Source organism: Maribacter luteocoastalis (assembly GCF_048890225.1).
Taxonomy (GTDB): domain Bacteria; phylum Bacteroidota; class Bacteroidia; order Flavobacteriales; family Flavobacteriaceae; genus Maribacter; species Maribacter luteocoastalis.
On the sequence record NZ_JBMFZG010000003.1, the window covers coordinates 214,732 to 229,464 of the forward strand.

A 14,733-nucleotide genomic window follows, 5' to 3' on the forward strand; every position below is an offset into this window, starting at 1 on the left:
TTTTTAAAAAACTATATTTTTTTTTCTCATCAAGAGCCAAATTACTACTGGAGCACCAATTAAGCTCGTAATGGCATTGATAGGTAGCACTTTAACAGAGCCTGGTAATTGGGCTACCATATCACAAACCAATACTATAATACCTCCATTGATTAAAACTGCTGGCAGCAATATTTTATGATCCGTAGTGTTAAATAGTTGTCTGGTCAAATGTGGGACTGCCAATCCTATAAAGGCAATTGGTCCGGCAAAAGCAGTGATGCTACCAGCCAGCAAACCAGTAGCGGCTATAATGGTAAATCGCGATTTTTTTAAGTTGACCCCCATACTTTTGGCGTAATTCTCTCCAATAAGATAGCTATTCAAGGATTTAATACAACGTATGCTTACTAGTATTCCTACAAAAACCATAACCATTAAAATATAGATTTGGTTCCATGATAAATCTCCCAGACTGCCAAAAGTCCAAAAAACATACCTCTGTAATTGTTCCGCTTTGGCGAGAAATGAAAGTATACTAACTATGGCAGCAGTTAGGCTACCGAACATTAGTCCAATTATTAAAAGTGACATGGTATCCTTTACTTTTACAGCAACGCCCATTACTACCAAAAGAACTAAAAAACTACCTAAACTAGAGGCAATGGCCAAGGCAAGATGATCACTTAAACTAAAAGCGATCGAACCTGAAAATAAAGATAAACCCATAATAAGCAGTGCAGCACCTAAACTAGCCCCAGAGCTGATTCCTAAAACAAAAGGTCCAGCCAACGGGTTCCTAAATAAGGTTTGCATTAAAAGGCCACATAACGCCAACCCACTACCTGCTAAAATAGCAGTTACGGCTTTTGGAATGCGATAGTTCCAAATAATATACTCAAATGATGTATGGGATACTTCTTGACCAAAAATCGCATTGAAGGTATCATTGAGGGAAATGGTAACCGAGCCAATACTAAGATTGATAAAAAACAGCACAACCAACAGAAATGCTAGGAGAATGAAAGTTGACAGTGGTGACGTTATATTTTTCAATTATTGTACAAGTTTAAAAAAGAATGGATCGTGGTCCGGCAAAAGTTCTGGATGCAAAATATAAACGAGGTCCCTTAAAACCAAATCTGGACGTTGGGGAGCTAACTCATAATACAATATACCTCCCGAAGCACCTATGGTATTAGCGAAAGTATAAATAGTTTTATTGGTAAAGGAAGCAAATTCTTTGTAATGCGAACTTGTATTGATCATGTCTTCATAAGAAATGAATTGCGCAGGGGAAATCCAATAGTCGGCATCCTTAGCCTTCTGTAATACATGTTCCCAACTTAAGGATAGGCTACCGGTATCTAAATTATCTTTCCAAAGGTAATCTGCATTTGCATCTTTTATAAATTGAGCTGCCCAACTATTGCCACCGGGCAAATACCAAACATCTTTATACATGGCACCACTCAGTACCGTCGGCCTGTTTTTAGCTTTTGAAGCAATTTGTTTTACCTCATTATACGCGGTTTGTATTTTGGAAAAAATAAGTTCGGCTTCTTTTTCCTTATCAAAAAAAGGTGCAAAGAATTTTATCCATTCCGCTTTTCCTAATGGAGTCGCCTCTGTCCAGTCTCCATTATACACCACAGGAATATTGGAACGTTTTAATGTTTCATAGGTCGAATTTTGACCGTTTACACCAAAGCCAACCAAAACTTCTGGCTGTAGGGCAATGGTAAGTTCTGTATTAAGGGATTCATTGATTCCTATATCTTTTATTTTACCCAATGCTACATAGTTGTTGGCTTTTTCCGATGAGATATATTTAGTGTCCGGGAAGCCTATGAGTTTGTCTAGAACACCTAAGGCATCCAAGGCGGGAATATGCGTTGTAGAGGTAACCACTATAGTTTCTACTGGGGTTGGTATAATAGCGTCATATTTTTCTTTTTCCAAGGGTATTGTCCTTAATTTTTCTTTTGGAATTAGCGCATACGTAAAGGATGCTTCTGCATTGGGCCAAGGTGAGGTTATTTTAATTAATGTAATACCATTAGCTGTTTTTTCTATCGTAAAACCGGTAGCATGTGTAATTCTTACATTATTTGGGATGCCTTTTTCTGATATAATTTCTTTTTTATCGGATTTACATGCTACATGTAGGAGAACAAATAAAAAAAGGGAAAGCTGTTTCAAATTAGATTGTTTTTTATTGAATATCCAAAAGTAATATTATTTGATGTCTCGTTGCGACGTTAAACAAAATGATTATTTTCGCCATGAATTTTGGTTTGATATAGACATGGGGTTTATATCGATTAAAAGGGAATCTGGTGAAAATCCAGAACTGTTCCCGCAACTGTATGCTTTGCCAAGATGAAATTCTTTTTCGTTTTGGTGGCTATCATTTTCTTCAAACACCACTGTTCTGTTGAACGGGAAGGTCAATGATAGTACGCAAGTCAGGAGACCTGCCATATTCAAACAACTATTGTTAAACTTTCGGGATAAAGGTTTTCGTATGGGTACAGACATACTATTCGCTCGGACAAGAGATTAAAAAAATGAACAAAAAGCTAATTGGCTTTAGTGTTGTGGCATTGCTAGGCACTAAAATGATTGCACAATCCTTGGAAATTAGTAAGGAAAATGTGAAAAGTGATTCCATGAATATCCAACAATTGGATGAAGTAGTGGTCAGTGATTCCCGTTTTGTTATAAAAAGGGAAAATTCCGGTAAAACCGTAATACAAATTTCTGCCCAGGAATTGGAACGCTACCAAGGGAGAACTATAGCAGAGCTCATAAATACCAAAAGTGGTATTGAGGTAAATGGAGCCAGAAGTTATGCAGGGCAAAACATTTCGGTTTTTGCAAGAGGTGGGAATAACAGGCAGGTTTTGGTGGTAATAGATGGCATACAAGTCTCTGATCCATCTAACGTAAATGCAGAATATGATTTACGTATGTTGAATATCTCGCAGATTGAAAGTATTGAGATCCTTAAAGGAGCAGCAAGCACACTTTACGGTAACTCGGCTGCGACGGCCGTAATTAATATTACTACAAAAAAGGCAAAGGAAAATGGTACTGCTCTTGAGGTACGTAGTAGTTTAGGCACAAATCAATCCCAAAACAAGCAAGATTATAATATCTCTGATTTTTCAAATTCGTTGCAGTTGATGTTTAAACGTGATAAGCTTTCTGTTTTAGCTAATGGTGGACATCAGCACACCGATGGCTTGTCGGCAGCAATAGGTACAGAACCAGATGTATTTTCTAGAATTGATGCGAATGTAACGTTGGGATATCAATTTACGGACCGATTCAACATAGAAATGGCAACCTATTATCATAAAATGAATACTGAATTTGATAATGGTTACCCTATTGCCGATGCAGATTTTCTCTTTAATAACGAAACATCAAGATTTAGTTTATCATCCACATATAACTATAAAAAAGGCAGCCTAGCATTAAGATCTGCATTTAACCAAATTGATAGAAGCTTTAAATCTAGCTTCCCATCGACCTATAATTCAGAATCTTTGGTGTTTGATATTTTTAATAAATATACCATTAATGATAAAGTGCATACAATTATAGGTGTTAATCTAATAGACCATGTTACCGGATTTATTGATGATGAAAATGTCATGTCGGTAGACCCATATATAAATGCTGTATTTATTGGTAATAAAGGATTGAACGTAAATGCAGGAGCTCGTTTAAACAACCATAGTACCTATGGTAACCACTTAATTTATAATATAAATCCATCATTTCGTTTAAGAATGCAACAAGGGTATATAAAATTAATGGGGTCTTATGCGACTTCATTTATTGCCCCTAATTTGTCGCAATTATATGGTCCGTTTGGAGCTAACCCTGATTTGAACCCAGAAACCAATACTACCATAGAAGGTGGTATGGAATTTAGACTATCCGATAATTTGAGACTTAGCGGAGTTTATTTTAATAGGGTAGAGGAAGATAGAATTACGTATATGACCATAGACCAAGAGACATTTGAAAGTCAATATAGAAATCTGGCAGAGAAAGTAGTACTGCATGGTGTTGAATTTGAGCTGCAGTTAAAACCATTTGAAAATTTAACTATTGCTACCAACTACACCTATACGGATGCACAAGATGGTTTGGCATTACGAATACCAAAAAGCAAAGTAAATGGTAGTGTAGGATACACTTTTAGTAGGAATACCTATTTCTCCCTAGCAGTACAATTTGTTTCCGAACGTTCTGATGCCGATTTTAAGACATTCAGTACCATAGATTTGGAGCCATTTACAGTATTGGATTTTTACGCAAAACATGATTTCAACAATAAATTCAGATTGTTTGCATCAATCAATAATCTTTTTAATGAAGATTATGTGGAGTTGGTAGATTATACCACTCTTGGTAGAAATGTTAGGATAGGATTTACCTTAAAATTATAAATACAAAAGAGCGACCATTAGGTCGCTCTTTTTAAATAGTATTAATGCCTCTATTTATTGAAAAGATACCGTACTGTTATAGTGTGTGTCATCTATCATTTTATCCTTAAAGGGACTATACATTTTTGAGCTACTTAAGAGCTCAATTGGGTTTTTAACAGTGAAATCCCTTTTTCCGGTTGCACCGATAATTTCCTGTAAGGCCCTAGCTAAAAGTGGCTCATCTATATCGCCAATAATACCTAGATTGCCATAATCTTCCTTAAGTTCTATATCTGGAACTAAACCACTGGTAAAGTCAGAGAAGCCATCTGCGTTCTCATTTCTTCCTAAAAGTGGCTGTATGGCCCACTCATTATTAGAATTGATGTTATTTGTTCTTGAGGGTGTATATAAATAGGAATTATCCCTATCGTCTACCAATGTCGTAGAAAATTCATTTTTCCCCCTAGTGACATCTCCAATATGAACAACATCAATATAGGGCTCCAAGCTATTGATCAATAATTCACTGGCAGATGCAGAACTGGCAGAGGTAAGAACATAAAGTTTGCTTAAATCCAGCGAGGTTATTGTTCTACTACCAACTTTATCAGCAAAATATACCTCCAACTGACTCGTAGATAATTGGACTTGTACTTTGTCATTATATCTTTTTCTTAAAAATAAGTTAGATGTATTGGTATCATAAATCATACTTGCCAACAATCTAGTGGTATTAACAGAACCACCTGGATTGTATCTTAAATCAATAATGAATTCTGATATACCTGCTATTTTTAAATCGGCAATGGCGTCATAGAGGTCATCGTCATATTCATTGGTAAATTGATTGTACATTAGATAACCAATTTTAATACCATTTATCTCAAAGGATTTAGCGAGAAAAACAGGATTTTCTGCCAATGCCTCTTGTTTGGTTAAAGTAACCTCAACATCATTTTGTACAACATCATTATTTACAAAATCTGCCATATTCAACGTATAGGTATCATTATCACTAAATAATAGGGAAATGTAATTGTTGATATTCAACGTTTGTCCATTGACCCCAGTGAACAAATCACCGCGTTTTATTGTCTTGGTTGCGGCATCAGAATTTGGAATTATATAACGTACATAACCAAAAACATCTTCACTATCCCTTTTACGTACAAGACCAAATTCAAGTCCATTACTTTTTGAGATACCTGCCAAGGACTGCGTAAGCACTCTATAATCTTCATTATAAAAACTAAATCTATCTTCTGTAAATAGCAATTTATTGTCAAAAAAAGCACCAGGATCACTTTCGGATGCTAAAAAAGCAGTGTATGTCTCAGAATCTTGAAATCTGTCATCGGCCAAGTCAGTTACATCGGCCTGCCAGAAATACCAAAAATTCATTGCCTTCCACATAAAATCCTGAGTCTGTACTTGATCAGAGTTTGGATTTATTGTTCCAGGAATGTCCAACTCATTGTCCTTAGAACAAGATAGCATGAACAGTAAAATAAAAATGGGGATTAACTTTTTCATTTATAAATAATATATTGGGACAGCTTAATTATTTGGTAGATTCCATTTTATCGAAGGAACCGCTGTTTGATTTAAAATCAATGAAGTGGTTTTTGGGTCAACTAGTTTGGAGCTCGAAATTAAAGAAGGGGGATATACAACCTCAAAACTAATTTTAGCACTTACCCCAGTAATTTCTTGGATTGCCCTTGCCAAAAGTGGTTCATTTTGATCTCCCAAAACGCCTAAATTGGTAATATCTTCATCTAATTCTATATCAGGCAAAAGTCCATCTGCATAATCTGAAAATCCTGCGCTGTTCTGAACCTGACTTACTATAGGTTGTAAGCCCCACTTGTTATTGGGGTTAATCTGGCCTTCCCTTTCTTTATCATAAAAATTACCATTGTCAAAATCATCTACAAAAAGTATAGAGCCTTGATTTTTTCCTACCGTAGTAGTACCAATGTGAACAACATCTAGATAAGGTTCTAACCCTACCATAACCAGTTCACTTGCCGATGCCGAAGCTTCAGTTGCCAATATATATACTTTATTTAAATTAAGGGAATTAAGAGCTTCGTTCATACCCCCATTTTCAGTTCCTGTGGTACTAACAAAGTTATTATCAAGTGCCCCAGAGTCAAATTGCGCCTCTATTTTTGAATTATAGGTAGTTTTAAAAAATAACTGATCTGTATTTGGACCATAAATCAAACTAGCTAAAATACTGGCCGTAGATCCACGACCACCAGGATTGTACCTTAGGTCTACTACCAAATCAGTTATATTCTGACTTTTGAAATTGGCAAATACTTGGTTTAATTCATCTCCAGAATCTAAGGTGAAAAAATTGTACATTAAATACCCGATGCGCTTATCACCAATATTTAAAATGGTGTTTACATGTATGGGGTCTTCTACTAATGCTTCTTCCTTTGTTAAGGAAACTTCTTTATCGATAGGACTAATGGTATTATTGGTCATTTCGGCCATATTCAACGTATAGGTATCGGCATTACCAAATAATAAATCTATATAATTATTTCTATTGAGTCTTGTGCCATTTACACCTATAAAGACATCGCCTCGCTTTATGTCCTTTGTAGAAGCGTCGGAATTTTTTATGACATACTCCACATATCCAAAAACATCATCAGTGTCACCAATAAGTGACAGTCCGAATTCAAGCCCGTTCGACTTACGAATTCCTGCGATCGAATTTGTCAAATCTTGATAATCATCACTCCAAAAAGTAAATCGATCTTCTGAAAAAAGAAGTTTGTTACTAATGAAATCCTCTGGGTTTGGGTTGGATGTTAAATAATCTTCGTACTCAGATTGCGTTGAAAATCTACTATCTGCTAAAGCCGGTACTTGACCTTGCCAAAAGTAATAGGCATTTAAAGTTTGCCATAAAAAATTTTGGACATTGATATCGACTTCCTCAACAACTTCTTCCTCAACAACATCCTCCACAGCAATTTCTTCCTCAATTATAGGATTGTCATCATTTTTATTACATGATGTGGATAATACCCCAAGAAACAGGAATACCAACAATAATTTTTTCATAGCTTTTCTTCAATTTAATTTGCAACTTTTTAGCTGGAACAATAATTATACCATATAAAAGGAACCAATAATATGGGATTATTTTTTCAATTACATACGTAAAAACCTATTCTAAGGATGTTAAATTTACTAATGAAAGCAGTTTAAAAAAATAAATTGTAACAAAATTCGATGAATATCGTCTTCCATATGTAGACCTTTAAGAAGGTTTTAGAACAACCAAGCCAACAATGAAGCAAGCTGAATTTTTAAATGTGGTAATGCCTTTTAAGGATAGGATGTACCGATTAGCGAAACGCTTGTTAGTGTCATCTGAAGAAGCAGAGGATGCAACACAGGAAATTCTTTTGAAGTTATGGTCCAAGAATAAGGCTATAGAAGGTTACAATAATGTAGAGGCATTTGCAATGACCATGACTAAAAACTTTTGTTTGGATAGGTTAAAATCCAAACAAGCTGGTAACTTAAAATTGGTACATAGTAATTATACAGATGAAAATGTATCCTTGCAACACCAAGTAGAAGCTAGGGACAGCATTAGTTGGGTAGAAAGAATAATGGAGGAATTACCAGAACAGCAAAAAATGGTATTGCAATTGCGGGACGTAGAACAGTATGATTATGACGAAATAGAAAAATTGTTGGACATGAAGCCAACAGCAATTAGAGTAGCCTTATCTAGGGCAAGAAAAACCGTAAGGGAAAAATTAATGCAAAAACACAGTTATGGAATTGGATAACATAGAAAAATTATTGGAGAAGTACTTTGAAGCAACTACAACGGTGGCAGAGGAGGAGACGCTAAAGGCTTATTTTTCAAAAGAAAGTGTGGCAACACATTTAGAACAATACGCCCCAATGTTCCAGTATTTTGATGTAGCAAAACAAGAACGTTTTACCAAGCAGGTGCCATTAGAACCTAGAAAAAAGTATTATAAATGGCTTTCCATTGCAGCAGTCGCGGTATTCATGATAGGCTTTTACTTTTATGGTCCAACTCCAGAACCAACTTCTTTGGCAGATGAATTTACACAAGAAGAGATTGCATCTGCACAGGAAGCACTTGCTCTATTGGCAATGAACTTTAACAAGGGAACCGAGCAATTGAACTACTTGGAAGAATTTCAAAAGAACACGAATAAATTTTTAACCAAAGAATAGAAGTAGCAAACTAGAAGAATCTTTTAAATCCTATGGTTTACCATGATAACAAGAATAATTAAATACAAAAACATGAAAAAGATATTATTTATATGCGCATTGGCGTTGGCGCCCTATTTCTCAACTGCCCAGGATATTTTTGATAAGTATGAGGATAACGATAAAGTAACCTTTGTTGCCATGCAACCAAAAATGTTCCAGATGCTAGGTAAAATGAGTGTGAGTTCAGATGACCCTGAAGCAAAGGAATTTTTTGAGCTTGTAAATTCCATCACAAGTTTTAAAGTAATCACTACTGATGATGCAGCAATTTCTAAAGATGTAGATAACTGGGTTACCAATAGATTAAAGAGCTCCTCTTTTGAAGAATTGATGCGTGTGAGGGATGGTGATAGCAATGTGAAGTTCTATGTAAAAGAAGGCAAGGATGACGATCACGTAAAAGAGTTGTTAATGTTTGTTACCGGAATGAAGGATATAGACATTAATGGTAAAAAACTGGAAACAGTGTTACTTTCTTTAACAGGGGACATAAATTTAAGGTCCGTTTCTAAATTGACCGATAAAATGGACTTACCAGGAGGGGACCAATTAGGAAAGGCAAGTAAAAAAAGTAATTAAATAGTAATCAATAATCATCAAATCATTAATCGTTCATCAAAAAAAGGTGAACACAAAAAACGACAATCATGAAAAAAGTAGTAGTAGTATTTTTAATCGCAATTTTACCATCATTAGGTTTTGCGCAGTCTATATTTGATAAATATGAGGATATGGATAATGTAGGATCTGTAATCGTAAACAAGGGAATGATAGATCTGGTTTCTAAAATTGGAGCCGTAAGTGATGACCCAGAAGCGAAAGAGTTTATGGAAATGGCATCTGGTCTGCAAGGCGTAAAAGTATTTATGACAGAAGATTCCAAGGTTTCAGCAGACATGTCAATGACCGTAAAAAAATATTTAAAATCGTCTAAACTAGAGGAGTTAATGCGTGTTAAGGATAAGGATGTAAACGTTAAGTTTTATGTAAGGGACGGAGCCAAAAAGGACCATGTTAGTGAACTATTAATGTTTGTTTCTGGTATGGATAATGTGGAAATTGGTCATAATGGCAGAAAATTGGAAACGGTATTGGTTAGTCTTACAGGAGATATAGATCTAAATAAAATTGGTACGCTGACAGATAAAATGGATTTACCACAAGAACTTAACAAAGCTGGGGGCAAATAATTTATAAATAAGTATGCAGGCCTACCAGATCATTTTTGGTAGGCCTTTATTACTGTAAAAAATACAATTATGAAAAAAGTAATTTTTACCATCTCAATATTGATGGTTTTCTTGATTTCGGCTTGCTCATCTACTCGTAGCCTACAGGAATATTTTGTTGACAATACCGAGAACCCCAATTTTATTTCCCTAGATGTTCCAGCTAGTATATTGAATATTGAGGAAGCTAACTTGACAAATGATCAAAGAGTTGCATTAGGTTCCTTAAAAAAGATGAACATACTTGCTTTTAAAAAGACTACTACTAATGTGGCAGATTATAAGATGGAAAAAGCAAATGTTAAAGAAATACTGGCCAATGACGATTTTAATGAATTGATCAAAATGAATACCGATTTTGGTAGAGCCGTGGTTAAGTATAAGGGAGATGACGATGCAATTGATGAGGTAATCATTTTTGGGGATAACAAAGATAAAGGTTTTGCCTTGGTGCGTGTGCTTGGTAAAGACATGAACCCTGCTCATTTTATGCAACTTATACAAGCAATTCAGGCCACTAATTTTAATGCCGATGGTTTAAATATTGGTGCTTTGTTTAAGGATTAAGACATATAGAACTCAATTTAAAAAACCCGATATAATATTTATATTGGGTTTTTAGCTTATGTGAAGTCTTACATCCCTATTTATCTGTGACCTTCTACCTATATTGGTGTCCAATTGTATATAACATTGTAATCACTAAACATTAGACACTATTATGGAAAATGCACAAGTTTGGATTGACAAAGGAATTGATTTTATAATGGAATATGGGCCAAAAGTGGTTGGTGCTATTCTTATCTATAGTATTGGTTCTTGGATAATTAAGAAAGTAATAAATGTCCTTAAAAAGGGAATGTCAAAACAAGAATATGATAAATCTCTTCAAAAATTCTTATTAAATCTGGCCAAGTGGGGACTTACCATTTTCTTGATTATTACTGTCATTTCTACCTTAGGTGTAGAGACAACCAGCTTTGCTGCTGTAATTGCCGCTGCAGGATTGGCTATTGGACTAGCACTTCAAGGTTCACTGTCTAACTTTGCTGGAGGCGTGTTGCTTATCATATTTAAACCTTATAAAATTGGAGATTTGGTAGAAGCACAAGGTGTCCTAGGTTCTGTTAAGGAAATAGAGATTTTCACAACAAAATTAATTACCCCTCAAAATAAACTTGCCATTGTACCCAATGGAGCTATGGCCAATGGTAACATTATAAATTATACTGCAGAAGGCAAAATGAGGGTAGATACCACTGTAGGTGTGGATTATGGTTCCGATATTAAAAAGACGAAAGAAGTGCTCTTAGAAATGCTTAAATCTAACCCCAAGGTTTTACAAGACCCAGCACCAAGTGTAAATGTAGCCGAATTGGCAGATAGCTCCGTTAATTTGGCCGTAAGGCCCTATTGTAAGCCAGAAGATTATTGGGATGTATATTTTGGAACAATAGAAGGAACTAAAGATGCATTGGACAAAGCGGGTATTGAAATACCTTATCCGCACGAAGTCCAAATTAATAAATAATTAAGTCCGTCTATAAATAAAAAGAGACCGCTTTACAGCGGTCTCTTTTTATCGGGTTAAAGGAACTAGATGCCCGTGTAATTACTTGGTGTTATTTGTTTTAACTCAGACTTAATGACATCTGAAACATCTAGCGTATCAATAAAATCCGCAATTGACTCTTGGTTGATTTTACTATTTGTACGTGTTAATCCTTTTAAGGCTTCATACGGGTTTGGATATCCTTCCCTTCTTAAAATGGTCTGTATGGCTTCAGCTACAACGGCCCAGTTATTTTCAAGGTCTTGTTCAAATTTCTCTTTATTCAACAACAACTTGTTTAATCCTTTTAAGGTAGATTGAAATGCGATTATTGTATGGGCCAATGGAACGCCAACATTTCTTAAAACGGTACTATCCGTTAAATCTCGTTGAAGCCTTGAGACCGGTAATTTTGCAGATAAATGCTCAAAAATTGCATTGGCAATACCTAAATTACCCTCAGAGTTTTCAAAATCAATGGGATTTACTTTGTGTGGCATGGCAGAAGAACCTACCTCACCAGCCTTTATTTTTTGTTTGAAATAATCCATAGAGACATACGTCCAAAAATCTCTATCCAAATCCAAAATAATGGTGTTAATACGTTTTAAAGCATCAAACAAGGCGGCCATATGGTCGTAGTGTTCAATTTGTGTGGTTGGGAAGGAGTGGTGTAAGCCCAATTTATCTGTAACAAATTGTTCGCCAAAATTTTTCCAATCTATTTGTGGATAAGCTACTTGATGCGCATTATAATTACCAGTTGCCCCACCAAATTTTGCAGCACTGGGTATATCATTTAAAAGATTAAACTGTTCTTTTAACCTAGTAACAAAAACAGCTATTTCTTTACCTAAACGTGTTGGGGAAGCAGGCTGGCCATGAGTACGGGCAAGCATAGGAATTTCCGCCCATTCCTGGCTAAGTTCCCTTAACTTTTCTAAAACTTCTAGGTACTGTGTCACATAAACATCATTTAGCGCTTCCTTAATAGAAAGTGGTATAGCGGTATTGTTTATGTCCTGCGATGTTAGTCCAAAATGTATAAACTCTTTATGCTTGGAAAGGCCTAATCTATCAAAAGCACTCTTAATAAAATACTCTACTGCCTTTACATCGTGATTTGTGGTCTTTTCAATTTCCTTTATTTCAATTGCATCTTTCGTGTTAAAATTGATATAGATATCCCTTAGGGAATTAAATTTTGAATTATCAAAATCTGCAAGTTGGGGCAAGGGTATTTCGCAAAGTGCAATGAAATATTCAATTTCTACCCTAACCCTATATTTAATAAGGGCTTCTTCAGAAAAATATGGGGCAAGACTTGCTGTTTTATTCCTATAACGACCGTCAATAGGTGAAATGGCATTTAATTCGTTCAGGGCCATAGTGTTTAGATTGGTTTAATTACAAAAGGGCAAAGATACCTATTACCTATATAGTTTAAAAGGGCTATTTAAACTTACTTAACACATAAGTAAGTTTATTGCAATTTCGCTAAAACCATTCTTGCTCGGGCTTTATATGCTGCACTACTACTGTGATAGTTTTGCTCTAATACCATTTTTAATTCGGGGAGTATCCAATCAAATTTATGGCCAATAAGAAAAAGACTGGTCATTGAGTACGCTTTTGGGGCTACTTTATAATTTCCGATCAGCCAATCAAAACAAGCGGTTGCCATTCTTTCTAAATGAACATCTGTTAACGCTTTAATGGTTTTAGGGTTTTTGGATTTAAAATATGAGATAGCCAAATACTCACAGATTTTAGCAATGGGTCTAACCGAAGGCTCTAAATGAAAATCTTGAAGTTTTTCAGTAAAGATAGATAACCAAGGAAAAAGATAGGTTAAATCTTCTTTGGCCGTAAATTCTAAAACCCAACAAGCTTTGGAAGATATGGGGTCATTTACTCTAAATGCAATATGTAATAAAGGCCCCATTAAATAGGGATTATTTTTCGCCAAACGAGCCATTTCCTTACGTTTTTTTCTTGAGTGGTCAACATAATTTAATGCCTGATATAGTTCGTCGACTTGCATAAAATTCTTAATTTTAAAGTACTAATTCCCCCCAATGAAAATACTTAAAAAAATCTTTTTAGGCCTACTAGTGCTTTTTGTTGTGTTGCAATTTTTCACGCCAAAAAAAAATATAGCCCATACTAATCATGACCTAACTTTTATTACCGAAACTAGGCCAACCAATGAAGTAAGGGATTTATTGACTACATCTTGTTATGATTGCCATAGTAACCATACAGAATATCCTTGGTACAATAATGTAGCACCTGTATCTTTTTGGATTTCTGGACATATTGCCGAGGGCAAGGAACACTTAAATTTTTCTGAATGGAATGCCTTAAGTAATAAACAAAAAGCCCATAAGCTAAAGGAATTGATAACTGAAGTCACCGAAAAAAAGATGCCATTGCCTTCTTACACCTGGATTCACGGCGATGCTAAACTCACAGACATCGAAATTGATTCTATTATTGCTTGGGCAAATAAAACTTTGATTCTTTATCAATTAAATGCGCTACCAAATTAGGAACACCAACAGCAGCCTTCTCGGAAATTACGGTTAGATTATTTTTCTGCTTATTTGAGAGAGAAGGATTGGGGTCTACGAAATAAACAGGAACATCATCTTGGCAAAAATCAATAAGGCTTGCAGCTGGATATACTTGCATTGAGGTTCCAATAATTATTAAAATATCGGCTTTGTTGGTGATTTGAATAGCTGCATCAAGCATTGGAACCGCCTCACCAAACCAAACGACATGGGGCCTTAATTGATAATTGTTTTCACATTGGTTCCCTAGAACTAGGTCTTTTTTCCATACTATTGGTTTAGAATTAGGCTTTGTGCTTCGTACTTTAAGAAGTTCACCATGTAGGTGGAGTACATTTTTACTACCAGAACGTTCATGAAGATCATCCACATTCTGTGTCACAATATGAACCTGGAAATGTTCTTCCAAACGGGTTAAGGCAATATGTGCAGCATTGGGTTTTACCTCCAAGAGTTGCCGCCTACGTTGATTGTAAAACTCTAACACGAGTTTTGGATTATTTTTAAACCCTTCTGGCGTAGCCACTTCCATAACATCATGTCCTTCCCATAAGCCGTTGGCATCCCTAAAAGTTTTAAGTCCACTTTCAGCACTAACGCCTGCACCCGTTAATACGACAATGTTTCTCATCTGTTTAAATTTTAATTCTAAAATA

15 protein-coding genes and 1 riboswitch are annotated in these 14,733 nt (G+C 35.5%); of the genes, 8 read left to right on the forward strand and 7 right to left on the reverse strand.

What is annotated here, in order from left to right; genetic code table 11:
• Positions 1-3: 3 nt before the first annotated feature.
• Positions 4-1,035: a FecCD family ABC transporter permease gene (locus ACOCEA_RS08140; RefSeq protein ID WP_420755731.1), complete on the reverse strand. Its 1,032-nt coding sequence runs from the start codon at positions 1,033-1,035 to the stop codon at positions 4-6.
• Entirely contained in the window at positions 1,036-2,181 is a 1,146-nt protein-coding gene (locus tag ACOCEA_RS08145) for an ABC transporter substrate-binding protein (protein WP_420755732.1), read from the reverse strand.
• Between the two features lie 74 nt (positions 2,182-2,255).
• Positions 2,256-2,478, forward strand: a riboswitch (cobalamin riboswitch).
• A gap of 71 nt (positions 2,479-2,549) precedes the next feature.
• Here ACOCEA_RS08145 and ACOCEA_RS08150 point away from each other — a divergent pair.
• On the forward strand, positions 2,550-4,445 hold the full coding sequence (locus ACOCEA_RS08150) for a TonB-dependent receptor plug domain-containing protein (RefSeq protein WP_420755733.1): 1,896 nt from the start codon (positions 2,550-2,552) through the stop codon (positions 4,443-4,445).
• 54 nt (positions 4,446-4,499) lie between these two features.
• On the opposite strand, the gene ACOCEA_RS08155 is transcribed toward ACOCEA_RS08150, so the two are convergent.
• Both ACOCEA_RS08155 and ACOCEA_RS08160 read right to left on the reverse strand, forming a co-directional pair.
• Positions 4,500-5,963, reverse strand: coding sequence for a S41 family peptidase (locus ACOCEA_RS08155; protein WP_420755734.1), 1,464 nt, complete (start codon positions 5,961-5,963; stop codon positions 4,500-4,502).
• A gap of 24 nt (positions 5,964-5,987) precedes the next feature.
• On the reverse strand, positions 5,988-7,517 hold the full coding sequence (locus ACOCEA_RS08160; RefSeq protein ID WP_420755735.1) for a S41 family peptidase: 1,530 nt from the start codon (positions 7,515-7,517) through the stop codon (positions 5,988-5,990).
• A 230-nt stretch (positions 7,518-7,747) separates the two neighbouring features.
• Here ACOCEA_RS08160 and ACOCEA_RS08165 point away from each other — a divergent pair, with 230 nt between their 5' ends.
• The 6 genes from ACOCEA_RS08165 to ACOCEA_RS08190 all read left to right on the forward strand — a co-directional run bounded on the left by ACOCEA_RS08165 (position 7,748) and on the right by ACOCEA_RS08190 (position 11,480).
• Positions 7,748-8,257 (forward strand): RNA polymerase sigma factor, encoded by a 510-nt coding sequence (locus ACOCEA_RS08165; RefSeq protein WP_420755736.1) that lies wholly within the window; start codon positions 7,748-7,750, stop codon positions 8,255-8,257.
• Positions 8,244-8,678, forward strand: a complete 435-nt coding sequence (locus ACOCEA_RS08170; RefSeq protein ID WP_420755737.1) for a hypothetical protein — start codon at positions 8,244-8,246, stop codon at positions 8,676-8,678. The genes ACOCEA_RS08165 and ACOCEA_RS08170 overlap by 14 nt, the downstream gene beginning before the upstream one ends.
• A gap of 72 nt (positions 8,679-8,750) precedes the next feature.
• The gene (locus ACOCEA_RS08175) at positions 8,751-9,299 is read left to right on the forward strand and encodes a DUF4252 domain-containing protein (RefSeq protein ID WP_420755738.1); all 549 of its coding nucleotides are present in this window, start codon (positions 8,751-8,753) and stop codon (positions 9,297-9,299) included.
• A gap of 68 nt (positions 9,300-9,367) precedes the next feature.
• On the forward strand, positions 9,368-9,910 hold the full coding sequence (locus ACOCEA_RS08180; protein WP_420755739.1) for a DUF4252 domain-containing protein: 543 nt from the start codon (positions 9,368-9,370) through the stop codon (positions 9,908-9,910).
• A gap of 69 nt (positions 9,911-9,979) precedes the next feature.
• Entirely contained in the window at positions 9,980-10,516 is a 537-nt protein-coding gene (locus ACOCEA_RS08185; protein ID WP_420755740.1) for a DUF4252 domain-containing protein, read from the forward strand.
• Positions 10,517-10,670: 154 nt separating this feature from the next.
• The gene (locus tag ACOCEA_RS08190; RefSeq protein WP_420755741.1) at positions 10,671-11,480 is read left to right on the forward strand and encodes a mechanosensitive ion channel family protein; all 810 of its coding nucleotides are present in this window, start codon (positions 10,671-10,673) and stop codon (positions 11,478-11,480) included.
• Between the two features lie 65 nt (positions 11,481-11,545).
• Here the strand turns inward: ACOCEA_RS08190 and purB are convergent, their stop codons facing one another.
• Together purB and ACOCEA_RS08200 are read right to left on the reverse strand one after the other, a co-directional pair.
• The gene (gene purB, locus ACOCEA_RS08195; RefSeq protein ID WP_420755742.1) at positions 11,546-12,889 is read right to left on the reverse strand and encodes an adenylosuccinate lyase; all 1,344 of its coding nucleotides are present in this window, start codon (positions 12,887-12,889) and stop codon (positions 11,546-11,548) included.
• A 95-nt stretch (positions 12,890-12,984) separates the two neighbouring features.
• On the reverse strand, positions 12,985-13,545 hold the full coding sequence (locus tag ACOCEA_RS08200) for an adenylosuccinate lyase (protein WP_420755743.1): 561 nt from the start codon (positions 13,543-13,545) through the stop codon (positions 12,985-12,987).
• A 34-nt stretch (positions 13,546-13,579) separates the two neighbouring features.
• On the opposite strand from ACOCEA_RS08200, the gene ACOCEA_RS08205 reads away from it, so the two are divergent.
• Positions 13,580-14,053, forward strand: coding sequence for a heme-binding domain-containing protein (locus ACOCEA_RS08205; protein ID WP_420755744.1), 474 nt, complete (start codon positions 13,580-13,582; stop codon positions 14,051-14,053).
• Here ACOCEA_RS08205 and ACOCEA_RS08210 read toward each other — a convergent pair.
• The gene (locus ACOCEA_RS08210) at positions 13,995-14,708 is read right to left on the reverse strand and encodes an SIR2 family NAD-dependent protein deacylase (RefSeq protein ID WP_420755745.1); all 714 of its coding nucleotides are present in this window, start codon (positions 14,706-14,708) and stop codon (positions 13,995-13,997) included. The two genes, ACOCEA_RS08205 and ACOCEA_RS08210, sit on opposite strands and share 59 nt — an antisense overlap.
• Positions 14,709-14,733 lie beyond the last annotated feature (25 nt).